General features: G+C 65.3%; 27 protein-coding genes and 1 tRNA gene. 14 read left to right on the plus strand and 14 right to left on the minus strand.

The genetic code is table 11. The features are described from left to right. Window positions 1–1,203, plus strand: a complete 1,203-nt coding sequence (locus AC07NK_RS16745; RefSeq protein WP_495171748.1) for a TraB/TrbI/VirB10 family type IV secretion system protein — start codon at window positions 1–3, stop codon at window positions 1,201–1,203. A gap of 2 nt (window positions 1,204–1,205) precedes the next feature. Continuing rightward, complete coding sequence (locus tag AC07NK_RS16750; protein WP_495171749.1) at window positions 1,206–1,412, plus strand: DUF2274 domain-containing protein; 207 nt, start codon at window positions 1,206–1,208, stop codon at window positions 1,410–1,412. A gap of 207 nt (window positions 1,413–1,619) precedes the next feature. Here the strand turns inward: AC07NK_RS16750 and AC07NK_RS16755 are convergent, their stop codons facing one another. The 7 genes from AC07NK_RS16755 to AC07NK_RS16785 all read right to left on the minus strand — a co-directional run bounded on the left by AC07NK_RS16755 (window position 1,620) and on the right by AC07NK_RS16785 (window position 8,638). Next, window positions 1,620–2,945 carry a tyrosine-type recombinase/integrase gene (locus AC07NK_RS16755; RefSeq protein WP_495171750.1) on the minus strand — a complete coding sequence of 442 codons (1,326 nt, stop codon included), beginning with the start codon at window positions 2,943–2,945 and terminating at the stop codon, window positions 1,620–1,622. Between the two features lie 214 nt (window positions 2,946–3,159). Further along, window positions 3,160–3,235 (minus strand) — tRNA-Thr (locus AC07NK_RS16760). 80 nt (window positions 3,236–3,315) lie between these two features. After that, window positions 3,316–4,497: a diguanylate cyclase domain-containing protein gene (locus AC07NK_RS16765; RefSeq protein WP_495171751.1), complete on the minus strand. Its 1,182-nt coding sequence runs from the start codon at window positions 4,495–4,497 to the stop codon at window positions 3,316–3,318. Window positions 4,498–4,606: 109 nt separating this feature from the next. Next, complete coding sequence (locus AC07NK_RS16770) at window positions 4,607–5,485, minus strand: hypothetical protein (RefSeq protein ID WP_495171752.1); 879 nt, start codon at window positions 5,483–5,485, stop codon at window positions 4,607–4,609. Next, complete coding sequence (locus tag AC07NK_RS16775; RefSeq protein WP_495171753.1) at window positions 5,469–5,810, minus strand: MmcQ/YjbR family DNA-binding protein; 342 nt, start codon at window positions 5,808–5,810, stop codon at window positions 5,469–5,471. The genes AC07NK_RS16770 and AC07NK_RS16775 overlap by 17 nt, the downstream gene beginning before the upstream one ends. Next, a complete protein-coding gene (locus tag AC07NK_RS16780) occupies window positions 5,807–7,270 on the minus strand; it encodes a serine hydrolase domain-containing protein (protein WP_495171754.1) in 1,464 nt (487 codons plus the stop codon). Before AC07NK_RS16780 ends, AC07NK_RS16775 begins: the two co-directional genes overlap by 4 nt. Window positions 7,271–7,315: 45 nt before the next feature. Continuing rightward, complete coding sequence (locus tag AC07NK_RS16785) at window positions 7,316–8,638, minus strand: replication-associated recombination protein A (RefSeq protein WP_495171755.1); 1,323 nt, start codon at window positions 8,636–8,638, stop codon at window positions 7,316–7,318. Window positions 8,639–8,784: 146 nt separating this feature from the next. Here AC07NK_RS16785 and AC07NK_RS16790 point away from each other — a divergent pair, with 146 nt between their 5' ends. The 3 genes from AC07NK_RS16790 to AC07NK_RS16800 all read left to right on the plus strand — a co-directional run bounded on the left by AC07NK_RS16790 (window position 8,785) and on the right by AC07NK_RS16800 (window position 10,204). Then, window positions 8,785–9,345, plus strand: a complete 561-nt coding sequence (locus AC07NK_RS16790; RefSeq protein ID WP_495171756.1) for a PadR family transcriptional regulator — start codon at window positions 8,785–8,787, stop codon at window positions 9,343–9,345. Then, a complete protein-coding gene (locus AC07NK_RS16795; protein ID WP_495171757.1) occupies window positions 9,346–9,666 on the plus strand; it encodes a DUF2218 domain-containing protein in 321 nt (106 codons plus the stop codon). It begins immediately after the preceding gene. Window positions 9,667–9,835: 169 nt separating this feature from the next. Further along, window positions 9,836–10,204, plus strand: a complete 369-nt coding sequence (locus AC07NK_RS16800; RefSeq protein WP_495171758.1) for a hypothetical protein — start codon at window positions 9,836–9,838, stop codon at window positions 10,202–10,204. A gap of 45 nt (window positions 10,205–10,249) precedes the next feature. On the opposite strand, the gene AC07NK_RS16805 is transcribed toward AC07NK_RS16800, so the two are convergent. Further along, a complete protein-coding gene (locus AC07NK_RS16805; protein WP_495171759.1) occupies window positions 10,250–11,407 on the minus strand; it encodes a glycosyltransferase family 4 protein in 1,158 nt (385 codons plus the stop codon). A 66-nt stretch (window positions 11,408–11,473) separates the two neighbouring features. Here AC07NK_RS16805 and AC07NK_RS16810 point away from each other — a divergent pair, with 66 nt between their 5' ends. Next, entirely contained in the window at window positions 11,474–12,169 is a 696-nt protein-coding gene (locus AC07NK_RS16810) for a glutathione S-transferase N-terminal domain-containing protein (protein WP_495171760.1), read from the plus strand. A gap of 20 nt (window positions 12,170–12,189) precedes the next feature. Here AC07NK_RS16810 and AC07NK_RS16815 read toward each other — a convergent pair whose 3' ends face one another. Beyond that, a complete protein-coding gene (locus AC07NK_RS16815) occupies window positions 12,190–12,789 on the minus strand; it encodes a glutathione S-transferase family protein (protein ID WP_495171761.1) in 600 nt (199 codons plus the stop codon). A gap of 190 nt (window positions 12,790–12,979) precedes the next feature. On the opposite strand from AC07NK_RS16815, the gene AC07NK_RS16820 reads away from it, so the two are divergent. Both AC07NK_RS16820 and radA read left to right on the plus strand, forming a co-directional pair. Then, window positions 12,980–13,672 carry a helix-turn-helix transcriptional regulator gene (locus AC07NK_RS16820; protein WP_495171762.1) on the plus strand — a complete coding sequence of 231 codons (693 nt, stop codon included), beginning with the start codon at window positions 12,980–12,982 and terminating at the stop codon, window positions 13,670–13,672. 28 nt (window positions 13,673–13,700) lie between these two features. After that, on the plus strand, window positions 13,701–15,068 hold the full coding sequence (radA, locus tag AC07NK_RS16825) for a DNA repair protein RadA (protein WP_495171763.1): 1,368 nt from the start codon (window positions 13,701–13,703) through the stop codon (window positions 15,066–15,068). Window positions 15,069–15,071: 3 nt separating this feature from the next. Here radA and ndhC read toward each other — a convergent pair whose 3' ends face one another. The 5 genes from ndhC to AC07NK_RS16850 form a co-directional block, all read right to left on the minus strand. Then, window positions 15,072–15,449, minus strand: coding sequence for an NADH-quinone oxidoreductase subunit A (ndhC, locus tag AC07NK_RS16830; RefSeq protein ID WP_495171764.1), 378 nt, complete (start codon window positions 15,447–15,449; stop codon window positions 15,072–15,074). Between the two features lie 84 nt (window positions 15,450–15,533). Then, window positions 15,534–15,854, minus strand: a complete 321-nt coding sequence (locus tag AC07NK_RS16835) for a DMT family transporter (protein WP_495171765.1) — start codon at window positions 15,852–15,854, stop codon at window positions 15,534–15,536. Window positions 15,855–15,960: 106 nt separating this feature from the next. Further along, window positions 15,961–16,170 carry a helix-turn-helix domain-containing protein gene (locus tag AC07NK_RS16840; protein ID WP_495171766.1) on the minus strand — a complete coding sequence of 70 codons (210 nt, stop codon included), beginning with the start codon at window positions 16,168–16,170 and terminating at the stop codon, window positions 15,961–15,963. Next, window positions 16,170–16,685, minus strand: a complete 516-nt coding sequence (locus AC07NK_RS16845; RefSeq protein WP_495171767.1) for a DUF2975 domain-containing protein — start codon at window positions 16,683–16,685, stop codon at window positions 16,170–16,172. Before AC07NK_RS16845 ends, AC07NK_RS16840 begins: the two co-directional genes overlap by 1 nt. 87 nt (window positions 16,686–16,772) lie before the next feature. Further along, the gene (locus AC07NK_RS16850) at window positions 16,773–17,654 is read right to left on the minus strand and encodes a DMT family transporter (RefSeq protein WP_495171768.1); all 882 of its coding nucleotides are present in this window, start codon (window positions 17,652–17,654) and stop codon (window positions 16,773–16,775) included. Between the two features lie 80 nt (window positions 17,655–17,734). Between AC07NK_RS16850 and AC07NK_RS16855 the strand changes: the two genes are divergently transcribed. From AC07NK_RS16855 to AC07NK_RS16880, 6 genes are read left to right on the plus strand one after another with little or no spacing between them, the layout of a single operon-like run. After that, entirely contained in the window at window positions 17,735–18,310 is a 576-nt protein-coding gene (locus AC07NK_RS16855; protein WP_495171769.1) for a CvpA family protein, read from the plus strand. After that, window positions 18,307–18,741, plus strand: a complete 435-nt coding sequence (locus AC07NK_RS16860) for an iron-sulfur cluster assembly scaffold protein (RefSeq protein ID WP_495171770.1) — start codon at window positions 18,307–18,309, stop codon at window positions 18,739–18,741. Before AC07NK_RS16855 ends, AC07NK_RS16860 begins: the two co-directional genes overlap by 4 nt. After that, the gene (locus AC07NK_RS16865) at window positions 18,741–20,555 is read left to right on the plus strand and encodes a cation:proton antiporter domain-containing protein (protein ID WP_495171771.1); all 1,815 of its coding nucleotides are present in this window, start codon (window positions 18,741–18,743) and stop codon (window positions 20,553–20,555) included. The genes AC07NK_RS16860 and AC07NK_RS16865 overlap by 1 nt, the downstream gene beginning before the upstream one ends. Beyond that, complete coding sequence (locus tag AC07NK_RS16870) at window positions 20,552–20,926, plus strand: diacylglycerol kinase (RefSeq protein ID WP_495171772.1); 375 nt, start codon at window positions 20,552–20,554, stop codon at window positions 20,924–20,926. Before AC07NK_RS16865 ends, AC07NK_RS16870 begins: the two co-directional genes overlap by 4 nt. Beyond that, the gene (locus AC07NK_RS16875; protein WP_495171773.1) at window positions 20,923–21,252 is read left to right on the plus strand and encodes a DUF423 domain-containing protein; all 330 of its coding nucleotides are present in this window, start codon (window positions 20,923–20,925) and stop codon (window positions 21,250–21,252) included. The genes AC07NK_RS16870 and AC07NK_RS16875 overlap by 4 nt, the downstream gene beginning before the upstream one ends. Before the next feature lie 16 nt (window positions 21,253–21,268). Beyond that, window positions 21,269–22,789, plus strand: a complete 1,521-nt coding sequence (locus tag AC07NK_RS16880; RefSeq protein ID WP_495171774.1) for a DUF4403 family protein — start codon at window positions 21,269–21,271, stop codon at window positions 22,787–22,789. The last annotated feature ends 17 nt before the right edge of the window (window positions 22,790–22,806 follow it).

The following is a 22,806-nucleotide window of genomic DNA, read 5'->3' on the forward strand; positions in this document are numbered from 1 at the left end:
ATGCCTGCTCCACCGGATATCGCGATGCCGAAGGCCGATCCTGAAACGCTGGTCCTCCGGGTATCGCCTGGACGGGTTACCCGCTTCCGGCGTGGCGCGATCGTTGCCATCGCAGCGGCGGGTTCGATCGCAATTGCCGGTGTCGCCTGGATCGCCCTGAAACCGGCGACACTCAGCCTGATCGCACCGGGCGAGGACAAACCGATTGGCACGAAGGCGTTACCTGATGTGCTTGCGGGAGCGCCTGCGGGCTATGGCGACGTACCAAAACTTGGTCCGCCGCTTCCCGGCGATCTCGGGCGGCCCATTCTCGAGCGCCAGCGGCAGCTCAGTGGGCCGCTCCCGGCCGATCCCAATGCGGACGCGCCCTCCAAGGCGGCGCAAGATGCCGAGGCCGAGCGGCAGCGTGTGGCTGCCGAGCGTCGCGCGGCGCGTGAATCCGGCGTCATGCTGCAGCTCGCAGGTGGCCGCGCCATGGCGGCACCCGCAACGGCTATTGTCCCCGACACCCCGTCGGCGCCCGATGCGGCCAAGCCGTTCCTCGATCCTGATCGCGACCCCAATGCGCAGGCACGCAAGAATGAGCTGGTCGGTCGCGCGAACCGCGACGACGACACCAATCCGCATGCGCTGATCGCGGCGCCTTCGCCATACACCGTCAGCGCTGGCAGCCTGATCGCGGCAAGCCTCATCACCGGGCTGAATTCCGATCTACCTGGTCTGGTGACCGCTCAAGTGACGGAGAACGTCCGTGACAGTGTGACTGGTCGAACCGTGTTGATCCCGCAAGGTTCTCGGCTGATCGGTCGCTACGACAGCGTGGTTGCATTTGGCCAGAGCCGCGCATTGGTGGTTTGGCAAAGGATCATCCTGCCGGATGGGGCCTCGGTCCGGATCGACAATGTTCCTGCGAGTGACGCAGCGGGCTATGCCGGTCTCGCTGATCGCGTGGATCGCCACACCTGGCATCTCCTGAAAGGTGTCGTTCTATCGACGCTGCTCGGCGTCGGAACCGAGCTGAGCTTCAATGACGAGAGCGAACTGGTCGAGATTATCCGAGAATCCGCCCAGCGAAGCGGCGCGAGGGCAGGGGGAAAGCTCGTCGAGCGCAACCTCGACATCCCGCCCACGATCCGCATTCGTCCCGGTTGGCCGTTACGGGTGGTGGTGCACAAGGACATCGTGCTCCGGCCATGGCGGTGAACATGGGTATCAAGTTGCCTCGCCTCCCGGATCGCACACCGGTCAAGATGACGATTGGTGTCTCGCCGGACCTCGCCGCTGCCCTCGCCGACTATGCCGCGATGTACGAGCAGACCTATGGCCGCGCCGAGCCGATATCCGAACTGGTGCCGGCGATGTTGGCGGCCTTTCTGGAAAGCGATCGCGAGTTCGCGCGCCGGCAGCGCTAATGGCCCACCGCGGCGGACCCACAGATCTGGGCACATCGCCGGACATGGTTTCTGAATTGCCGCGGTTCGTCACTGCAGACGAGTTTGCACAGATTGCAAGGCTATCCCGGCGTCAGATTGACCGGCTTCGCGCATCGCGGCCCATTGGCTTCCCGCGCGAATATGAGCTGGGCAGCGGCCGTGGCAAGCATGGCCACTGCCCTCGTTTCAGGCTCGATGACGTGGTCGCCTGGATGGAAAGCCGGGCCCTCTGGTAGCGAACCGACGACGCGGGACTGCTAGCCTGGGTGAAGGTTGCGGCCGTCGTGCTTCAAGCATTGGTGCTCCCAATGTTTGAGCCACGCCCATTTCACGCGCGATGCGAACAACCTCCTCTTCCCACATCAGGAACCATGCTCTTTTCTCGTCCTCGAGCTCGTACCCGTCATAAATCCGCTCGAGTCCGCGCTTGGAGTGGTTGAGCATCGCCTCCGCCGTCTCGAAGTCTACGTCGAGACGCTTGGTATTGGACCGAGCCGTCCGACGAAGGTCATGGGGAGTCCATTGTTCGATCGGTGCTCCTTCAAATTGGGACATCCGTTTAAGGAGGCGATTACGCGCCTTGTACCAGCCGCACGGCGCGCGGGGACCATCTATCCGCTCGGATGGAAAGACCCAGTCCGCGTTGGTCCCAATCAAGGATTGACCCCAAGGGCCTAGCGCAATTCTGTGCGCTCGGCTGTTCTTCACGCGCCCGGCGGGTATCGTCCAGATCCCGTTGAGATACTCTTCGCGCCTTGCGAAGATCACTTCGGAAATTCGGGCAGCGGTCAGGAGCAGGAGCAACATTCCACGCTGATAGTGTCGCGGTTCGGGAACGAGTGCCTGCAGATACAAGCCGATTTCATGGAGGCTCAGCTTTCGTTCGCGAGGCACTTCGGGAAATTTGAGATCGCTGAGCCTAGCAGCCGGGTTCGCGGTCAAGCCGATTTCTTTCCCGCGAAGCGATGATGCCCACCCAAAGAACACCTTCAGTTCGACAGCGAGCCGATTTGCGCGGATCGGTGCGGTTCGCCCCTTGGCCAGTACCAACCTGCTCAGGTCTTCCTCAGTGATGTCGAGGATCAGTTTCTCGCCGAGTGCCGGCGCGATATCGCAATCATAGATCGCGAGCTTATCGGCTATGGTGCGGGGCTTGTTGCGCTTCTTGGCTCGCGAAGCACGACCCTCGCGGACTGCGTTCATGTACCGCTCGTGCGCATGGGCTATGGTCAAGCGAGACCGCCCTACCTCCGCCACTTCGATCGCCCGGGGATCCAGACCCGCGTCGATTTTCGAGTTGAAACCAGCGGCCCATTCGCGTGCATCCGCGATGCTGAATTTGGGATAGCGGCCGAGTGTGCGCTTCAGCACCTCTCCACAACACTGGATTTGTCTGCGATACCGCCAGGTACGCACACCCTTTCCATTCTCTTCGATCCAGAGCCCCGGAGTCTGCGGATCTAGCAAATAGCCATTGGTCAGCGAATCTAGGCTGGCCGGAATCAAGGTCAATCGTCTCGTCACGGTCCGACTCCAAGTCGGCTCAAGCGTGGCTCGGGCAAAATCTCGGGCAACAAACTGCTCTCCATGGTGGAGAATGCAGGGGCAACGACAGGGGCAAAAGGGGTGTCGAAACCGGTCTGAATCGGTCTAAACCAGTCAAACCTTGGAAGCGGGAGATGTTGCTCTAAGAGCATGAACTTGCAGCCGAATCATGAGGATTCGGTGGTGCCGGATGCAGGAATCGAACCCGCGACCTTCGGTTTACAAAACCGCTGCTCTACCAGCTGAGCTAATCCGGCACTGAACCGCGAAACTGCGCGGGCGGCGCGTCTTGATCCGAACGATGGGCCTGGTCAAGGCCGATTGTGGGATGCGCCCATCAGGCTGCAAGCTCGGCATTGGCGACGTCCTCGCCGGTACAGAAGGTGAGCCGCGCTTTTCCGCCCAGTTTCGAGCGGTACAGCGCCGCATCGGCGCAGGCGAGAAGCCGCTCGAGATCGAGCCCCAGATCGGGCGCCATCGCGATCCCGATGCTGGCCGACAACTGGACCATCGCGCCGTCGATCTCATAGGGCGCGCTCAGCCCGCGAATGATCCGTCGGGCGAGCATCTCCGCTTCGCTCTCGTGCGCCAGATCGGCTTGGAGGACGACAAACTCGTCGCCGCCCAGACGCGCCACGGTATCCTCTTCCCGCAGCGAGGATTCGAGCCGCTGCGCCACGAGCTTGAGCACCATGTCACCGACGGGATGACCATGGCTGTCATTGACCGGCTTGAAGCCGTCGAGATCGATGAAGTGCACGGCGATCTGATTGCCCGAGCGCAACACGGTCTGACTGGCGTCCTGAAACCGCTCGCGCAGCAACAAACGGTTGGCGAGGCCAGTGAGCGCATCGCGCTTGGCGAGCAGTGCGAGATCGTGCTGGGTCGAGAGGTGCTCGACGGCCGAGCGATAGAGGTGGGCGACGGTCTGGAGACTGAGTCCGGTGATCATTGCGACCATCAGCGCTTCGATCACGAAGATCTGCGCGTGAAGCGGAACCTCGTGCGTGGTGAGTGCGTGTGCGAGCAATCCCGCAACCGTCGGGACCGTAGCGAGCAACAGGCTGGTGATGCAGATCGCGGGGCGTACCGAGGTGCGCGACACGACCCCGGCTCCGAAGCCGAATACAAGGCTGACCGTGAGCAGATGCAGCAGCGGGAGATGATAGGTCAGCGCGTGCAGATTGAGCGCAGCGATCAGTAGCGCGATGGCATAAGTGCCGATCGCGTAGCGCCGTTCCCAGAATCGCAGCCGCTCATAGTTCTTTTGCTCGTCGCGCGCGTAGACGTGGAGCAGCCGCAGCCGGGCCAGGGTGATGACCACGACGGTGGTGGCGATCGCGGCAAAGACCGAATCCTGCCATTGCCAGGCGGCGAGAGCGGCAAGACCCGCGAACACCAGTCCGAGGCCGAGGATCGGGAGCCGCATGGCGAACAGCGTGTCCACCAGTTGGCGATAGACGGGCAGGGGGAGTGGCAGACGCTCGCTGAAGAGGCTCCATCGTGGCCGACCCGACATATGCCGATCCGATCGTGTCATGCCCCCAAGTCTGCGCGGGCAAGGTTAACGGCTGGTGCAGATGTCCAACGGCCTGACGCATCCTGCAACGGCGTCATGCCATGCTGCATCATGCGATTCCGAAGGTCCAGCCCTCGGTCCGCGCGATTTCGGGCGTGAGGGCTGGCGGGTGCCAGAGATCGGCACGCCCGACGCTGGCGCGGAGCCATGCTGCGGTGAGAATCGCGTCGGTCGAATGGTCGTCATAGCGAGTGAGAGGGCTATGCGGCCGCGAACCGAGCGCGGCGAGGGCGGCGTCGAGCGCAGTCGCGTCCCGCAGCTTGGAGCGGCCCTTGGGCAGCCCGGCCGCGCGCGCCGCGATCGCGGTGTAGATCTCGATCACCACCGCGCCCGCCGCCGGTACCGGATCGAAGGGCCAGATCGCCAGTTCGCCGTCGAGCGTGTGGAGCAACCGCATCCCCGCGAAGCTCGCCTTGGCGACCTGCGCCGCGCCGATCGCATCGTAGACGGTCGTCACTTTGCCGCCGCCACTGGCGTTATAATGCTGTTCGCAACGGCGGAAGTGGATGAAGTCCGCCTTCGGGCCATCGGCTGCGCCAAGGTAGAAATGGCGGCCGCGGCGGGATTCGAGAAAGGCAGCAGCGCCAAGGTCTTCATCATGGCTTTCGGCGTCGACCCAAGTCCAGAAGGCGCGAGCATCGGTCGCGGTGCTTTCACCGGGCAGATAGTCGCCACGGTCGAGGATCGGGGCACAGAAGCTCATATCGAAGCCGGTCAGCAAAGGCTCGGCTGCGCGAGCAAGGAGCCAGTCGCGGATTCCCTCGCGCGACCAGTGGCGGCCGGGCGGCGGGATCAGTCTGGGCGCGGCGTCGCCAGTTTCGCACATCGCCAGCGCGATGCCGGGGTGGCTGCGGCCCTTCGCGCCCGACCAGTCAATCGCCGCGAAGCGGCTGAAGCGGACGGCATCCACTTTAGGGTCGGTCGCCATAGGCCTTGCGCTGAGCCGGTTTGGCACGGTCCCACCAGGCGCGCTGGATGTAGAGTTCGACCCGCTCGCGTGCGCCGGTGCCGTAGCGGACCAGCAGCATCGGATAATTGCGATAATGATCGGTCTGCCAGAAGGTGTCCGGATCGGTCTCGAACAGGATTTCCTTCTCGGCCTGGGTCACGCTGAGGGCGAAGCTGCCCGCCTCCCGGCCGGGCGACATGAAGCCCTTGCCGTTGACCTTGGGGCAGGGATTTCCCCACCATGACGCCATCTCCACATCGGGGAGCGAGAGGGCATAGGCGCAGGCGTCGTCCCAATCCTTCATTGCACCGTCTTCAGCACCTCTGCGACGAAGCTGCGCGCGTCAAAGGTTTCGCCCGACGGATCCTCGCCACGGCGGACCACGACAAGCCGGGCTGAGGGGATGACGAAGATGAACTGGCCGCGATTGCCCTGCGCGGCGTAAGTTCCTTCGGGAAGCCCCTGTTTCGCGCCGAACAGCCACAAGGTTGCGCCATAGCCCGGACCCATTGCGGGCTGCGGGCCGCTGGGGGTGGTCATGTACTTCATCCAGCCTTCGGGCAGGATGCGCTTGCCCTGCCAGACGCCGTCGTTGCGCCACAACTCACCGAGGCGAGCGAAGTCGCGCGCGGTGGACCAGACTTGAGAAGACAGGACGAAATTGCCCTGCCAGTCCATACCCGTGGTGGTGTGCATCATGCCGAGCGGGCGGAACAGGCGGGCGTAGGGCAGATCCCGATAAGCATCGTCATTGCCTAGCGCCGCCCGCAGCGCGCGGACCGCGAGCAGCGTGTCGTTGTTGGCGTAGCGGAAGATGCTTCCGGGCGGCGCGACCAGCGGCCAGGCCACGGACTGCTCGGTGACGCTGGTCCCGCCGAAATAGATGGCGTCGGTGCGATTGCCCGCGGTGTCGCTGCCCAGGCCCGAGGTCATGCGCAGCAGTTGGTCGAGCGTGATCGCGGCGCGGGGGTCGCCGGGTCGGCTCCATTCTGGGATTGGCGCAGGTTTTAGTGGGTCGAGCTTGCCATCGGCCACTGCGATCCCGGTCAGCGTCCCGGCGATGCTCTTGGCGACCGACCAGGTGCGGTTGGGCACCAGCGGTCCGAAGCCATCGGCATAGCGCTCGGCGATCACCTTGCCATCGCGCAGGATCAGGACGCCGGTGGTGCGGCCTTTCGATTTTGCCGGATCGAAGGCGGTCGCGACGGTGGCGCTGAGTGCTTCCGATGGCTTGGGGGCGATTCCGCCGTCACCCACGGGCCACGGACGGGAATCGGCCGGGATGGGTATCGACGGGTTGGGGTGGAGCGCCGGAGGCGTCCCCCGCTTGCCGCCGATCGGGGCAAGCGAGCAGCCGTGGCGTGGCATATGATAGGCGAGCCGCGGCGGCATGTCCGGCGCGAAGGGGACGGCGACGCTGCGGTCCAGCCGGTCGCTGGTCGCGGGAAGCTCCGCCACCAGCACCTCATATTCCGAATAAATACCCTTGAGTTCGGTCGAAGCGATCTGTTCGGGCGTGCGGCCGCCGCCATATTGGCCTTCGCACAGCGTCAGGGCCTTGTAGCCTGCAGCGATGGCGCGCTGATGCGGGGTGAGTTCGCGTGGCGTCTGCTGGGCGGCGGCGGGAGCGGCAAATGCAAGCGCGGCGAGCAGGTATCCTGATACCGGAAGGTCCCAAAGGTCACGGCCCAACGCGCGCGATATGCGCCCGATCTCGGGCAGGCTGAAGCGAGGGCGGGCGGCGGGGAGGCTGGATCCGGTCATGCGCCGATGAGAGCAGATGAATTCCAACATTGGAAGGGCGGCGGGTTATTCGCCCTTCAACGCCCTCCGCCGTTCGTCCCACCACGCCATGCGCTCGGCGATGCGCTTTTCGACGCCGCGGTCGGTGGGCGTGTAGAAGGTCTGGGGTTCCATCTCCTCGGGCCAGTAATTGTCGCCCGAAAAGCCGCCCTCGGCATCGTGATCGTAGGTATAACCCTTGCCGTAGCCGACCTCCTTCATCAGCTTCGTCGGCGCATTGAGGATGTTCTGCGGCGGCATCAGGCTGCCGGTCTCCTTCGCCGCGCGCCACGCAGCCTTCTGCGCGACATAGGCCGCGTTCGATTTGGGCGCGGTGGCGAGGTAGAGGCAGGCCTGCGCGATCGCCAGTTCGCCCTCGGGTGAGCCGAGGAATTCGTAGGTATCCTTGGCCGCGAGGCATTGGGTGATCGCGTTGGGATCGGCCAGGCCGATATCCTCGACCGCCATGCGAATGAGGCGGCGGATCAAATAGAGCGGTTCCTCGCCCGCGGTCAGCATCCGGGCGAGATAATAGAGCGCGGCCTGCGGATCGCTGCCGCGCACCGATTTGTGGAGCGCGGAGATGAGGTTGTAATGCCCCTCGCGGTCCTTGTCGTAGACCGCGACACGGCGTTGGAGGAAATCGCCGAGCGCAGGCGGGTCGAGCGGCGCCTCGAACGTCACCGAGAACAGCGTCTCCGCCTGATTGAGCAGGAAGCGGCCGTCGCCATCGGCGCTGGCGACCAGCGCGTCGCGCGCTTCAGACGTGAGGGGGAGGGGGCGTTCCTCCACCGCCTCGGCGCGGTCGAGCAGCAAGGTGAGCGCGGCATGATCCAGCCGGCGCAGGATCAGCACCTGCGCGCGGCTGAGCAACGCGGCGTTGAGCTCGAAGCTGGGATTCTCGGTGGTTGCGCCGACCAACGTGACGGTGCCGTCCTCGACGAACGGGAGGAAACCGTCCTGCTGCGAGCGGTTGAAGCGATGGATCTCGTCCACGAACAACAAAGTGCGCTTGCCGAGCCGGGCATGGTCCTTCGCCTCGGCGAACACCTTTTTGAGGTCGGCTACCCCTGAGAACACCGCGCTGATCGCGACGAAGCGCAGACCCACCGCGTCGGCGAGCAGCCGGGCGGTGGTGGTCTTGCCGGTGCCGGGCGGTCCCCACAGGATGATCGACGATAGCCTGCCCGCGGCGACCATGCGGCCGATCGCGCCCTCGGGGCCGGTGAGGTGATCCTGGCCGACGACATCCCCCAGTTGCTGCGGGCGCAGGCGGTCGGCGAGCGGGCCGTCGGTGGTGGTTTCGTCAGGGGAGGTGGCGGATTCGAGACCGCCGAACAGATCGGCCATGCGGAACGATATAGGAACTTGCGCAAAATTCGCGAAGGGGGTTGTGCGATATGTTCTAAGATATATCTTAAGCGCATCACGACTCGAATTTGAAAGGTTCAATAATGTTTCGAGGACATCATCGCGGCTGCGGGCCGCGTGGAGAAATGCACTTCGGCGGCTTTGGCCCGCGTGGACGGCGCCAATGGGGGCCGTTCACCGTGGAGTGGGACGTACGTGGCGAGGGCGAAGGCGGCGGCCGGGGACGGCGGCGCATGTTCCAGGGCGACGAACTGCGGCTGATCCTGCTCAAGCTGATCGAGGAAGCACCGCGCCACGGCTATGACCTGATCCGTGAGATCGAAGAGCGCACCGGCGGCGCCTATGCGCCCAGCCCTGGCGTCGTCTATCCGACGCTGACCATGCTCGCTGACATGGGGCTGATCGCCGAGCAGGCGAGCGACGACGCCAAGAAGGTGTTCGCGATCACCACCGCCGGCCAGGCCTATCTGACCGAGCGCGAGGAAGAGGTCGAGGCGCTGATGGAGCGGCTGACCGCGATCGGCACGATGCGCTCGCGCAGCCATGGCAGCCCCGTGCGGCGCGCGATGGGCAATCTGCGTCAGGTGCTCCAGCATCGGCTGGGCGATGGCGAGGTCAGCCAGGAAACCCTACATGCGGTCGCCGACCTGATCGACGAGGCGGCGCGCAAGATCGAGAGGTTGTAAATGAGCGTAACCGCGAACGGATTTGCGAAGACGGAGAAAGCGAGCCGCTATCTCCAGCAGCTGTGCAAGCATTGGGAGCATAATCTGAAGGTCGAATTCTCGGCCGATCATGGCACGATCGTGTTCCCGAAGGACGCGCGCGGTGCGGACTGGCCCGGCGACGGGCTGGTCACGCTCGACGCGAAGCCCGATGGCCTCGCGATCCGGGTGGATGCCAGTGCCGACGGGCAGCTAGAAGGGCTGAAAGGTGCTGTCGAGCGTCATGTCGATCGCTTTGCGTTTCGTGAAGCGCCCCTTAAGTATGAATGGGGTTCAAAGTAAATATTGACATCCTGAAATAGTCAAGTTGCACATGATCATAAATGGACGATGCTTATTCATTACGGATGCCTGTTGCATCAATTATGAATGTAACTGATTTTGTATGGTTTGAGGTCTGAACATAACATCCCGGCGCCGGGTTTTTCCGGCGATAAACAGGAGGGGTGTTATGGAAGCGAAGGGAAATCTTCCGGGATTCGACTCAAATGTAATCGATCAGTCGCTTGAGGCGGCGCAGCGCCATGGCCAGACGCTGAAGGCGGCAGCGGCAAGCCATGAATCATCGCTGGCCGACGGGGCGCTCAAGGTCAGTGCGCAATGTATCAGCGTAACGGTGCAGAACGGGCAGGTCTGCCTCAGCCTGCCGCTCGGCATTGGCAACGTCTGTCTGCCGATCCCGTCATGGATCCCCAACGGCACCGCGGCGCAGGCGTGCCTCGACATCTGTACGAAATGGGGCATCCCCTGCGGCGTAGAGGTGACGGTCTCGGTTGCCGGGCAGCGGATCATCCAGAAAGGCTTCGGCTGCAGCTGCTGATGATGTGAAGGAAGGGCGTCGCGCGACGTGCGTGACGCCCTTTTTCTATGTCCGGCTGCGGCGTTCCGCCATGACTTCGAGATACGCGTCGAGCACGGCCTGATTGATGCGATCCCAGACATAGGCCTGCATCTTCGTGTGGCCGGCCTCGCCAAAGCTGCGCCGCATCGCCGCGTCGCGGGCGAGGCGCTCGATCGCGTCGGCATAGGCGGTGACATCACGCGGTGGCACGAGGAACCCGGTGATGCCCTCATCCACCAGATCCATCGCGCCGGTGGCTTTCGCTGCGACGACAGGGACGCGGCACGCCATCGCCTCGGCGGTGACGTTGCCGAAGGTCTCGGTGACCGAGGGATTGAAGAACACATCCATCCCGGCGACTGCGCGGCCGAGATCGTCGCCTGACTGGAAGCCGGTGAAGATCGCGTCGGGCACGCGCTCGGCGAACCAGTCGCGTGCGGGCCCCTCGCCGATCACGAGGATGCGGTGCGGGACCTCGCGGCGCTTCAGCTCGCGTGCGACCTCGGCGAAGATGTCGAGACCCTTTTCGAGCACGAGCCGGCCGAGAAAGCCGATCGCGGGCACGTCGTCGGGGATGCCGAGGCCGCGGCGCCAGGCATCGTCACGGCGCTGCGGGTTGAAACGGGCATGATCGACGCCGCGCGACCAGATGCTGATCGGGGTGCGCACGCCCCAGTCCTTGATCAACTCGGCGATCGAGTTGCCGGGCACGACCACCCGGTCGAACTTGTTGTAAAAACGGGTGAGGCGGCGGATCATCCACGGCTCGAGGAAGCCGAGCTTATAGTAGCGCGGATAGGTTTCGAACCGGGTGTGGAGCGAGGCGACGTTGGCGATGCCGTTGTCGCGCGCCCAGGCGACTGCGGCGTGACCGAGGAACTCGGGTGCGGCGACATGGACGAGGTTGGGCCTGAACGCCTCAAGGTCGGCGCGCGGCGCCTTGGGGAGGCCCAGCGCGACCTTATACTCGCCGCGCCCGCCGGGCATGGCGAAGGCAGGAACGCTGACCAGATCGCCTTGCGGCTCGAACGCGGGATGCTCGACGGTGGGTGAATAGACGCGGACCTGGACGCCGCGATCGAGCAGGTGACGGACAAGCTTGTTCAGCGCCTGGTTGGCGCCGTCGCGGACATAGTTATAGTTGCCGCTGAAGAGGGCGACACGGAGGTCGGAAGCTTTCATCGCCGCGCCCATAGCGCAGCGAATGCGGCATGACTATCTCGCGGCCCCAAGCAGGAGGCTCCATCCATGACCGATCTGTCGCAATTCCCGATTACGACGCGCTGGCCGGCGCAGCATCCCGACCGCATCCAGCTCTATTCGCTCGCGACGCCCAACGGGGTGAAGATCGGCATCATGCTGGAGGAGACGGGGCTGCCCTATGAGGCGCATCTGATCGACTTTGCGACCGACGACCAGAAGTCGTCCGAGTTCCTGAGCCTCAATCCCAATGGCAAGATTCCGGCGATCATCGATCCCAACGGGCCGGGCGGACAGCCGCTGCCGCTGTTCGAGAGCGGGGCGATCCTGATCTACCTTGCCGAGAAGACCGGCAAGTTCCTCGATCCGGCGCAACGCTACGAGACGATCGCGTGGCTGATGTGGCAGATGGGCGGGCTGGGGCCGATGTTCGGACAACTCGGCTTCTTCCACAAATTCGCCGGGCGCGAATATGAGGATAAGCGCCCGCTGGAGCGCTACGTCAGTGAATCCAGACGGTTGCTTGGCGTTCTCGATGCGCGGCTTGAAGGCCGCGACTGGATCATGGACGACTATTCGATCGCCGACATCGCCTCGCTCGGCTGGGTGCGCAACCTGATCGGCTTTTACGAGGCGCGCGAGCTGGTCGGGTTCGATGACTTCAGGAATGTTGGGGTGTGGCTGGAACGCGGGCTTGCGCGCCCGGCGGTGCAGCGCGGGCTGCTGGTGACGGCGAAGGGCTAGCCTCCGCCGCCACCGGGGCATCAGGCGTCGACGGTCTCCGCGTCCCTCGCACAGGCTGCGGCGTGTGCGGGGCGGTCGGCGACGCGGGTGAGCCACGCGTCGATCGCGGCGCTTTCCGGGAAAGCCTGGCGCGCCCAGGCGATCGTCGATCCGGCCATCACGTCGACGGCGGTGAAGCGATCGCCCATCAGATAGGGGCCGTTGGCGAGCGCGGTTTCAATGCGACGGATCACCTGCTGGTAATTGCGTTCGGCGCGCGGATTGCCTTCGCCGCCGCCATAGAGACGCCCGAAGATCGCCGGCTCCATCTCGGTCGCGAGCCACATCAGCCAGGCGAGGAAGGGGCCGCGTTCGGGCGAACCTTCGGGCGCGCTGAGGCCGGATTCGGGAGCAAGGTCGCCGATATAGATGGCGATGGCGTAGCTTTCGGTGATCAGCACGCCGTCATGGACGATCGCGGGCACCTTACCGTCCGGGTGGACGTTGGCGGGATCGAGTCCGCCGCGGCCATCCATATGCTCGATCGTGACATAGCGCGTTTCGTAGGAGAGACCGCTCTCCTCCATCAGCCACATCGTGCGGCCCGAGCGGGTTTCGGGCGAGTGATAGAAGGTGAGCATCGCGGTGTCCTTTCAGGTTCCGGCCGGCGGGTGTTGCCGTCGTTGAAACCGTGCTACTGCCACCCTGCTGCCAACATGCTGTCAGCAGTGTGGCAGTAGGGTTGGAAATGAGGTTGCAGCAACGCGGCCTGACATATCCGTCACCCCGGCCTTGTGCCGGGGTGACGTGGGATTGAACAGGAAACGCCCCATGCGCCGCGCCGACCGCCTCTTTCAGATCATCCAGCTGCTGCGGCGGCACAGCAGGCCGGTGACCGCGGATGCGATCGCCGAGGAGCTGGAGACATCGAAACGCACCATCTATCGCGACATCGCGACGCTGATGGCGCAGCGGGTGCCGATCCGTGGCGAGGCGGGGATCGGTTATGTGCTCGACAGCGGGTTCGACCTGCCGCCGCTGATGCTGACCACCGATGAAGTCGAGGCAGCAGTGCTCGGCGCGCAATGGGTCAAGGCGCAGGGCGACCGGGTGCTGGCGCGCGCGGCGGAGGATCTGCTTGCCAAGCTCGCCGCGACGGTGCCCGAGAATCTGCGTGCGCTGATCCTCGAACCGGTCGTCGCGACCCCGCCCCGCTGGGGCGAGCAGGCCGAACCGATCGACATGACCCAGCTGCGCCTGTGGTGCCGTCGCGGACTCAAGCTCGACCTCGCTTATGGTGACGGCGAAGGGAAGCGGTCTCAGCGCACCATCTGGCCCTTCCTGATCGGCTACCGCGATGCGGTGCGGATGGTGTTTGGCTGGTGCGAGCTGCGCAACGACTTCCGCAGCTTCCGGATTGACCGGATCGAGAACGCCGAATTTCGCGAGGAACGCTATCCGGACCGTCCCAGCGCGCTGAAGGGGCGCTGGGTCAAGATGCAGGAAGCGAAATATCGTTCCTAATTCGTTCCGCCACTGCTAAGCGGGGTTCATGGCCAAACTTCAGAAGCGTTACGTCTGTCAGCAATGCGGATCGGTCGCGTCCAAATGGGCGGGGCAATGCGCCGATTGCGGCGACTGGAATACGCTGGTCGAGGATGCCGGCGGCGTCGTGACGCCGTTTCAGGCGAAGCATAATCTTCAGGGTGGCGGGCGGATGATCTCGCTTTCCGGCCTCGACTCCGATGTGCCGCTGCCGGACCGGATGCCCACCGGAATCGCCGAACTCGACCGCGCACTGGGTGGCGGATTCGTCGAGGCGTCGGCAACGCTGATCGGCGGCGATCCGGGGATCGGCAAGTCGACCTTGCTGTTGCAGGCGGCTGCGAAGATGGCGCTGGCCGGGCATGGCGTCGCCTACGTCTCAGGTGAGGAGGCGGCCGATCAGGTGCGGCTGCGCGCGCGGCGGCTGGGGCTGGGCAACGCACCCGTACAGCTCGCCGCGGCGACATCGGTCCGCGACATCCTGACGACATTGGGTGGTGCCGCGCCGCCGCGGCTGCTGATCATCGATTCGATCCAGACGATGCACTCGGACCTGATCGAGGGCGCGCCGGGGACGGTCAGTCAGGTGCGCGCATCGGCGCAGGAGCTGATCCGCTTCGCCAAGGAGCGCGGCACCGCGGTGGTGCTGGTCGGGCATGTCACCAAGGACGGCAGCCTCGCCGGACCGCGCGTGCTCGAACATATGGTCGACACCGTGCTGGCGTTCGAGGGCGAGCGCAGCCACCAGTACCGCATCCTGCGGGCGGTCAAGAACCGCTTTGGCGGCACCGACGAGATCGGCGTGTTTTCGATGCAAACCGAGGGGCTCACGGAGGTTGGAAACCCCTCGTCGCTGTTCCTTACCAGCCGCGACGAGAGCGTGACCGGGACGGTGGTGTTCCCGGCGCTGGAAGGGACGCGGCCGGTGCTGGTCGAGATTCAGGCTTTGGTGGTGCGGCTGGCGAGCGGCGCGACGCCGCGGCGCGCGGTGGTCGGCTGGGACAGCGGGCGACTGGCGATGATCCTCGCGGTGCTCGAAGCGCGCTGCGGCCTCAGCTTCTCGACCAGCGAAGTCTATCTCAACATCGCCGGCGGCTATCGCGTGCAGGACCCCGCGGCAGACCTCGCGGTGGCAGCGGCGCTGGTTTCGGCGCTGTCCGAGCGTCCGGTTGCGGCCGATGCGGTGACCTTCGGCGAGATCGCGCTTTCGGGCGAGGTGCGCCCGGTCGCGCACGGTGCGCTGCGGCTCAAGGAGGCGGGCAAGCTCGGTTTCACCCGCGCGATGGTGCCGGCCGCACAGGGAAAAGAGGGGAGCGTCGCGCTGACCGGGTTCAAGAGCCTGGGCGGGTTTGTCGAGCATATGCTCGGGCGTTGACCCTTACTCCCAATCGAGCGCACCCATCTTCCATTCGTAGATCAGCCCGCAGGTAAGCACGGCGAGGAAGATCATCATTCCGATCCAGGCTTCCCAGCCCACATCGAACACGCTGACCGCCCAGGGGAAGAGGAACGCGGCTTCGAGGTCGAAGATGATGAACAGGATCGCGACGAGGTAGAAGCGGACGTCGAACCCCTTGCGGGGTGCTTCGAACGCGGGGAATCCGCATTCGTATTCGGTGAGCTTCTCGGGCGTCGGCTGGTGCGTGCCGGTGAAGCGCGAGGCGACGATCGGCGCGAGGACGAAGCCGATCGACAGCAGCAGGGCGACGCCGAGGAACAACAGGATCGGCAGCCATTCGAGCAACGCAGGGGGCATGGGCACTCCTTGGGTGAAGGGGTGCCGGGCCGTCCCGGTCTTGTGCCTGTCGATGCAGGGGAGGGCGTGGCCTCCTTTTGGCGATCAGCTCGGCGAGGAGAGCTTCATCAGCACGAGGCCGCCGACGATCAGTGCCGCTGCGGTGATCCGCATCGGGGTCACCTGTTCGCCGAGCACCACGATGCCGACGACGAACGCGCCGACCGCGCCGATACCGGTCCAGATGGTGTAGGCGGTGCCGAGCGGCAGCGACTTCATCGCCAGCGAGAGCAAGGCAAAGCTTGCGGCCATGGTGATGAGCGTGGCGATGGTGGGGCCGAGCTTGGTGAACCCATCGGACTGTTTCATCAGAAACGCCCAGGCGATTTCGAGCAGGCCGGCAACGGTGAGATAGATCCAGGGCATGACAGCTTCCTTATCGAGCTGCCGGGCCGTCCCGGGCATGATGCCTGCGCAATGCAGGGAAGGACGTGGCCTTCGGGCGGTCAGATAGGACCGCCCGATGCCGGGGTCAAGCTTCGGGTTCGTAGCGGAGCAGGTCACCGGGCTGGCATTCCAGCACGCGGCACATCGCCTCGAGCGTCGAAAAGCGGATCGCTTTGGCCTTGCCGGTCTTGAGGATCGAGGCATTGGCGAGGGTCAGGTCGATCCGCTCGGCAAATTCGGTGAGGGTCATGCGGCGTTCGTGCAGCAGATCGTCGAGCATCACGTTGATCGCCATCACACCGTCCCCTCAAGATCGTCGCGCATCTCCGTGCCATGGCGGAAGACGCGGGCGAGCACGAACAGCACAAGGGCGAGGAGCAGGCCGTCGAACGTCAGGTCGATCCCGCCGCCCTTCTCGCCGATCCCTTCCGCGATCTTTGAGACCAATGGAGCGAGAATGAACATGCAGACCTGCAGCGCGACCGTGAGCCAGGCCATCTTGCTCAGCCGGTCGGCATTTTCGGGCTGGAAGGGGTCCCCGGTGCCGACGGTGGCGACCATGTGGCTGAGGTGTCGCAGGAAGAACAGGTAGAGCATCATCATCACCCCGGCCAGCACGGCGCCGGCGATGACCAGCCAGATCGTGCTGCCGTCGGACAGGCGCGGCATCAGCTGCTGATCGGGGACCACTACCAGCGCGATCGCTGCGCTGGCGGCCAGGACGATCCCGATGCCGAGGATGACCATGCCGATCCGCAGGATCAACTGGGTGACCGTGAGAAGCGGGTCATTGCGTGGAACGTTGTTCATTATCGAACTCCGATATAGTAGATATCGAATATCGATATGCCGGACTCGCCGGATGGTCAAGCGGATTTATTGAAAAACGATATGCCGCTAGACGCTCCGTTTGACCGGCGGGCGCCGCGTGCCCAGCGCCGCGATCACGCCCGATCCGGCGATCACCGCCATCCCGGTCAGCGCCCATTGGTCGGGCACGTGGCTGAACACGAGCCAGCCGAGCAGTGCCGACCACAGCAATTGCGCATAATTGGCGGGTGCAAGGATCGACGCAGGGGCGTGGCGATAGGCGGCGGTGAACAGGAAATGGCCAAGCCCGCCATAGGCCCCGACGCTGATCAGCAGCATCGCGTCGAACAGCCCCGGCTGCGGCCCGCCCACGAACCAGGGCGCGGCGATGCCATAGAGGATCGTGCCCACCAAAGCCGAGTAGAAGAGCAGGGCGGTCGTGCTCTCGCTCGCGGTGAGCACGCGCGAGAGGAGCTGATAGGCCGAAGTGGTCGCCATCGCGACGAGCGCGCAGGCGACGCCGACCGGATCCAGCCCGCTGCCCGGCCGCGCGATCAGCAGGATGCCGACGAAGCCGGTCGCGGCGGCGAGATAGCCGCTGCGGCTCACCCGCTCGCCGAGCAGCGGGCCGGAGGCGAGGATCACGACGATCGGCGCGACGAAGATGATCGAGATCGTCTCAGCCACCGGCATCCGCTGGAGTGCGAAGGAGGCGGCAAGCGTGCCGAGCGCAAGAACGCAGGCGCGGACGATGACCAGTCCGGTCCGTTTGGTCCGCGCGATTTCCCGCCCGTGGAACGGCGCGAGCAATGCGGTCATGAGGACGAGGTTCACCGCGTATCGCACCGCGGCGATCAGCGGGACCGGGTAGGATGCGGTCAGATATTTGATCGTCGTGTCCATGCACGCGAACAGCACCAGCCCCGCCATGAAGAGCGAGAGGCCGCGGAGCGTGTTGCTGGTGTGCATGGCGGCGGGGCCTAAAGCAAAACGAGGCTTCGACAAGCCCCGCACGCCCGGTATGAGGGGTCGATGACAACGGGGGACTCATGGGACTGACCGCGATCGATATCATCGTGCTGATCGCCGTCGGCGGCGCGGCGGTGCTGGGAGTGATGCGCGGCTTCGTCACCGAAGTGCTGTCGCTGATGGCGTGGCTGCTGGTGGTCGTGGCGCTCAAGTTCCTCCACACGCCGCTGGCCGCGGTGCTCGCCGATGCGGTCGGGACGGTGCAGGGCGCAGCGGTGCTGGCCTTCGCGCTGATCGCGGGGATCGCCTTTTTCGGCGGGCGGCTGGTGGCGAACGCTATCGGATCGCGCACGCGCAGCGGTCTGTTGGGACCGATCGACCGCGCGCTGGGTTTCGGCTTCGGCGCGGTCAAGGGGCTGATCCTGGTGAGCCTGGGCTTCCTGCTCGTCACGCTCGCGGTAGACACGGTCGGCGGCGGCCCCTCGCAGCGCCCCGACTGGATGACGCAGTCACGCACCTATCCGCTGCTCAACGCCACCAGTGCAAGCATCGCCGAATTCGTTGACAAGCGCCGTCGCGGTGAGCCGGTATTCGGCGAGGAAAGCGGCAACGCCAGCCTTGCGAACGACACTGCGCGCGATACATCGGGCGAATGAACGCGCCGCTCTACAATAATCAGATCCTGCGGCTCGCAGCCTCGATTCCCTTTTCCGCGCGGCTGGCGGCCCCGATGGCGACCGTCGAGAAACGTTCGCCCGTCTGCGGCAGCCGGGTGGCGGTCGATGTCGACCTCGACGACGATGGCCGGATCGGCGCGATCGGGATGCTGGTCCATGCCTGCGCGCTGGGTCAGGCGTCCGCATCGCTGATGGGGGCGCATGTGATCGGCCGCACGCCCGGGGAACTCGACGCGGCGCGCGACGAACTGACGCTGTGGCTGGCGGGGGAGCGCGATACGCCGCCCGACTGGCCGGGGCTGGAGATATTCACCCCCGCGCTGCCGCACAGCGCGCGCCATCCGTCGATCCGGCTTGGGTTCGAGGCGGTGGCGGAGGCCGCTCGGCTGGCGGCGAAGGTGCGCGTCTGATGGAACATAGCGCACACAATTACATCGCCGAATATGCGCCGCTGTTCGGCTTTGCGCTGGTCTTCGTGCTGATCTTCCGCCGCATGGGGCTGGGCGCCACGCTGGGCTATCTCGTCGCGGGCGCGCTGGTCGGGCCGCAGATGCTCGATCTGGTCGGCGATGCCGAATCGAAGATGGTCATCGCCGAGTTCGGCATTGCGCTGCTGCTGTTCCTCGTCGGGCTCGAACTGAGCCCGGCGCGGCTGTGGCGGATGAAGCAGGACATTTTCGGCTTCGGCCTGCTTCAGGTGGTGCTGTGCGGCCTCGTCATCAGTGCCGTAGTGGCGATCGGCGCAGGCTTCTCGCCCGAAGCCGCGCTCGCGCTGGGGCTTCCGCTCGCGTTGTCGTCGACCGCGCAGGTGCTGCCGATGCTGCAATCGGCGGGACGGATGCGCACCCCGTTCGGCGAGCGCGCCTTCTCGATCCTGCTGTTCCAGGATCTGTCGATCGTTCCGCTGATCACGATCATCGCAGTGATGAGCCGCAACCCCGCCGATGCGGGCGGACCGCCGGGCTGGCTGCTCGGCGTGTACACTGTGGTCGCGATCGCCGGTCTGGTGCTCGCCGGACGCTATGTGCTGCGACCGTTATTCCGGCTGATCGGCAATTGGGGCGAGCGCGAGCTATTCGTGTTCGCGGGGCTGTTCACCGTCGTCGCGAGCGCGGCGCTGATGCAGTCGCTGGGTCTTTCCACCGCGCTCGGCGCGTTCGTCGCGGGGGTGATGCTCGCTGACAGCCCCTACCGGCACGAGCTGGAGGCGGATATCGAGCCGTTCCGCTCGATCCTGCTCGGGCTGTTCTTCCTGTCGGTGGGCATGCTGCTCGACCTGTCCGCGATCGCCGAGCGTCCGCTCTTCGTGATCGCGATGGCGCTGGCACTGGTTGGGACCAAGGCGATCGTGATCACCGGGCTTGGCCTCGCCTTCCGGATGGGCTGGCGGCAGGCGGTGGCGCTGGGCCTGCTGCTCAGTCAGGGCGGCGAATTCGCCTTTGTGCTGTTCGCGCAGGCACAGAGCGCGTTCCTGATCGCGCCCGAGGGGGTGAGCGTGTTCAGCGCGGTCGTTACCCTGTCGATGGCGACGACGCCGTTCCTGATGATGTTCACCCGCCGCTTCCGCGCCGAAGAGATCGGGCCGGAGGGCGAGCGCGACGGCCCCGTGGCCGACGGATCGAACGCGATCATCGTCGGCTATGGCCGCTTCGGCCAGACGGTCGGGCAGATGCTCAATGCACAGGGCATCGCAGTGACGCTGATCGACACCGATATCGAGATGATCGACATCGCCGGCCAGTTCGGGGCGAAGGTCTATTATGGCGACGGCACGCGGCTCGACCTGCTGCGGCAGGCCGGCGCGCGCGAGGCCGAGCTGATCCTGTTCTGCCTCGACGGCGATCAGGTGAGCGCCGAGCTGGTCGAGGCGGTGCACGAGGCCTTTCCCGACGCATCGATCTTCGTCCGCGCCTATGACCGCCGCGCGCTGCTGAAGCTCAAGGGCGGTGCCGCGACGGGTGTGGTGCGCGAAGTGCTGGAGTCGGCGATCGTGATGGCGCGCCGTGCGATGGACGCGGTCGGCGTCGACGCGCAGGAGATCGACCGCACCGAGGACCTGTATCGCCACCGCGACCGCGAACGGCTGCGCATCCAGCACGAGGCGGGCGATATCCGTGCCGCGCGCGAGGCGATCATTGGCAACCCTGAGCTCGACTGGCGCGCCGGGCGCGAGAAGCCCGAGCCGCTCGAGCCTAAATCCTCGACCGAGCCTGGCTGCGGATGAAGAACCGTCCATTCACCGAACGGCTGGGTTTTGCGCTGACGGGGCTGCGTACCGGCTGGCGTCGTGAGGCGAGCTTTCGTTCGCAGACAGCGATCGCGCTCGGCGCATTGGTTGGATTGCTGGTGCTTCGTCCGGCGCCGATCTGGTGGGCGGTTGTTGCGGTGACGGTGGCGCTGGTGCTTGCGCTGGAGTTGATCAACTCGGCGCTGGAGGCGGTGATCGATCTACTCCACCCCAACATCCATCCTGAGATCAAGGTCGCGAAGGACATGCTGGCGGGTGCGGTGCTGGCGATCAGTCTTGCCGCTCTGGTTGTCGGCGGTGCGTTGCTGTTCGCGGAAGCGCAAGATTGGATGGAAATGTTGCGATGAACTGGCTGGCGATCCTTGCCGCGCTCTCGGGCGCCATCGCGGTTGGCGCAGGGGCTTTCGGCGCGCATGGCGCGACGGGCGAGGCGCAGGAATGGCTCAGGACCGGCGGGCAGTATCAACTGATCCACGCCGTCGCTGCGCTGGTCGCGGCAAGGATGGGGGCGAAGGGGCCGGGCTGGCTGTTCGTCGCGGGCGGGGCGCTGTTTGCAGTGACGCTCTACGCGATGGCACTGGGCGGACCGCGCTGGCTGGGCGCGATCACCGCGATCGGCGGAACCGCGTTGATTATCGGGTGGTTATGGCTCGCATGGAGCGCGAGGCGATAGGCTAGAGGGGGGCTGAATGCGGCTGCGGCTGACGGTTATTGGCATTGGGTCGCTCGCGCTGGCCGCATGCACCGATCAGGCGTCCAATCCTGCACCGCCCCGGCTCAAGGAGCCGCTGGTCCTAAAGGAACAGGCTTCCACCATCCGCATTCCCGTCGCGATCCCGCTCAAGGAGCTGGAGGACGCGATCAACGCCGAGGTGCCGCAGGTGCTCGAGCGGATCGACGAGCCGCAACAGGCCTGCATCAAGACCAAGAGCAAGCTGCTCCCCGACATCAGCTGCCGGCTGGTCGGCACCGTTCGCCGCGGGCATATCCGCCTGACCGGATCGGGCAATGTCCTGCGGCTGACCATGCCCGTGAGCGCGGTGGTGCGCGCCGAGAATATCGGCAAGATCATCAAGCGCGAGACCGCGACCGGGGCGATGAATGTCACCGCGCGGGTGACGCTGAGCCTCAGCCGCGACTGGCGCCCGCACGCCAGGGTTGCGGCGGATTACAACTGGACCAACAAGATCGGGATCGACTTCCTTGGCCGGCGGATCACCTTCGCGTCCAAGGTCGATCCCAAGCTGCGGCAGATCCTCTCCGGCCTCGAGCGCACGCTGCCGCGGCATCTCGACAAGGTGCAGGCGCGCTCACAGGTCCAGCGCATCTGGGCCAAGGGCTTCACCTCGGTCCGGGTCAAGACCGAACCCCAGATCTGGGCGCGCTTCACGCCCGAGCGGGTCGGTTTCTCGGGCTATTCGGTTCAGGGCGGAAACCTGATCATCGGCTTTGCCGGGCAGGCGAAGACCGAGACGGTGCTGGGTGAGCGCCCCGCCGATCCGCCGGTGACGCCGCTCCCCAATCTGATGGGCAATCTGCCCGGACGCGGGATCAACGTCCATGTGCCGGTACTGGTGCTCTACCCCCTGCTCGAGCGCACCGCGCTCAAGGAGCTGCAGAGGCCGGAGTTCCGTGCCGTCGAGCTCAAGGGCGGACTCAAGGCGACCGCCGATTATCACCGCGTCACCATCTACGGCACGCCGCAGAATCAGGTAGCGGTGGGCGTCGAGATGACGCTGAAGGGGCGGGCACTGACGACCAAGGGGACGGTGTGGTTCGTCGCCAAGCCCGTGGTCGATATCGACAAGCGTATCGTCGGCATTCGCGATCTGGTGGTGGCGGGGGACACCGACAGCAAGGCGTTCAACCTGCTGCTTGAGGTCGTCAACCAGACGACGTTGCGCGACCGGATGATGGCAGCGACCCGCTACGACTTCACCAAAGACTATGACGAGGGCCTCGCCAAGGCGGACGCATGGCTGGCGGAACAGCCATTCGAGGGCTTCGTGTTCAAGGGCAATATGGGCCGCGCCGAGATCCGCGACGTCCGCCTTGCGCCCGAAGGCTTTCTGGTCGAGGCGGACGCTACGGCAACCGCGGCAATGACCCATAACCCGCGCCGGGCCGCGCAACTGGTCGCCGAGCGGCGCGCGAAGAAGGCGGCGAAAGAGAAGGCAAAGGCGCTGGAGGCGGCGAAGGTGGCGCGATAGGCTGGCCTGTCCCGGAG

Source organism: Sphingomonas sp. GW821-FHT09B04 (assembly GCF_059418285.1).

Coding starts and splice junctions, on each gene's coding strand:
- AC07NK_RS16745 (WP_495171748.1), top strand. CDS start 1: ATGCCTGCTCCACCGGATATCGCGATGCCGAAGGCCGATCCTGAAACG.
- AC07NK_RS16750 (WP_495171749.1), top strand. CDS start 1,206: ATGGGTATCAAGTTGCCTCGCCTCCCGGATCGCACACCGGTCAAGATG.
- AC07NK_RS16765 (WP_495171751.1), bottom strand. CDS start 4,497: ATGTCGGGTCGGCCACGATGGAGCCTCTTCAGCGAGCGTCTGCCACTC.
- AC07NK_RS16770 (WP_495171752.1), bottom strand. CDS start 5,485: ATGGCGACCGACCCTAAAGTGGATGCCGTCCGCTTCAGCCGCTTCGCG.
- AC07NK_RS16775 (WP_495171753.1), bottom strand. CDS start 5,810: ATGAAGGATTGGGACGACGCCTGCGCCTATGCCCTCTCGCTCCCCGAT.
- AC07NK_RS16780 (WP_495171754.1), bottom strand. CDS start 7,270: ATGACCGGATCCAGCCTCCCCGCCGCCCGCCCTCGCTTCAGCCTGCCC.
- AC07NK_RS16785 (WP_495171755.1), bottom strand. CDS start 8,638: ATGGCCGATCTGTTCGGCGGTCTCGAATCCGCCACCTCCCCTGACGAA.
- AC07NK_RS16790 (WP_495171756.1), top strand. CDS start 8,785: ATGCACTTCGGCGGCTTTGGCCCGCGTGGACGGCGCCAATGGGGGCCG.
- AC07NK_RS16795 (WP_495171757.1), top strand. CDS start 9,346: ATGAGCGTAACCGCGAACGGATTTGCGAAGACGGAGAAAGCGAGCCGC.
- AC07NK_RS16800 (WP_495171758.1), top strand. CDS start 9,836: ATGGAAGCGAAGGGAAATCTTCCGGGATTCGACTCAAATGTAATCGAT.
- AC07NK_RS16805 (WP_495171759.1), bottom strand. CDS start 11,407: ATGAAAGCTTCCGACCTCCGTGTCGCCCTCTTCAGCGGCAACTATAAC.
- AC07NK_RS16810 (WP_495171760.1), top strand. CDS start 11,474: ATGACCGATCTGTCGCAATTCCCGATTACGACGCGCTGGCCGGCGCAG.
- AC07NK_RS16815 (WP_495171761.1), bottom strand. CDS start 12,789: ATGCTCACCTTCTATCACTCGCCCGAAACCCGCTCGGGCCGCACGATG.
- AC07NK_RS16820 (WP_495171762.1), top strand. CDS start 12,980: ATGCGCCGCGCCGACCGCCTCTTTCAGATCATCCAGCTGCTGCGGCGG.
- radA (WP_495171763.1), top strand. CDS start 13,701: ATGGCCAAACTTCAGAAGCGTTACGTCTGTCAGCAATGCGGATCGGTC.
- ndhC (WP_495171764.1), bottom strand. CDS start 15,449: ATGCCCCCTGCGTTGCTCGAATGGCTGCCGATCCTGTTGTTCCTCGGC.
- AC07NK_RS16835 (WP_495171765.1), bottom strand. CDS start 15,854: ATGCCCTGGATCTATCTCACCGTTGCCGGCCTGCTCGAAATCGCCTGG.
- AC07NK_RS16840 (WP_495171766.1), bottom strand. CDS start 16,170: ATGGCGATCAACGTGATGCTCGACGATCTGCTGCACGAACGCCGCATG.
- AC07NK_RS16845 (WP_495171767.1), bottom strand. CDS start 16,685: ATGAACAACGTTCCACGCAATGACCCGCTTCTCACGGTCACCCAGTTG.
- AC07NK_RS16850 (WP_495171768.1), bottom strand. CDS start 17,654: ATGCACACCAGCAACACGCTCCGCGGCCTCTCGCTCTTCATGGCGGGG.
- AC07NK_RS16855 (WP_495171769.1), top strand. CDS start 17,735: ATGGGACTGACCGCGATCGATATCATCGTGCTGATCGCCGTCGGCGGC.
- AC07NK_RS16860 (WP_495171770.1), top strand. CDS start 18,307: ATGAACGCGCCGCTCTACAATAATCAGATCCTGCGGCTCGCAGCCTCG.
- AC07NK_RS16865 (WP_495171771.1), top strand. CDS start 18,741: ATGGAACATAGCGCACACAATTACATCGCCGAATATGCGCCGCTGTTC.
- AC07NK_RS16870 (WP_495171772.1), top strand. CDS start 20,552: ATGAAGAACCGTCCATTCACCGAACGGCTGGGTTTTGCGCTGACGGGG.
- AC07NK_RS16875 (WP_495171773.1), top strand. CDS start 20,923: ATGAACTGGCTGGCGATCCTTGCCGCGCTCTCGGGCGCCATCGCGGTT.
- AC07NK_RS16880 (WP_495171774.1), top strand. CDS start 21,269: ATGCGGCTGCGGCTGACGGTTATTGGCATTGGGTCGCTCGCGCTGGCC.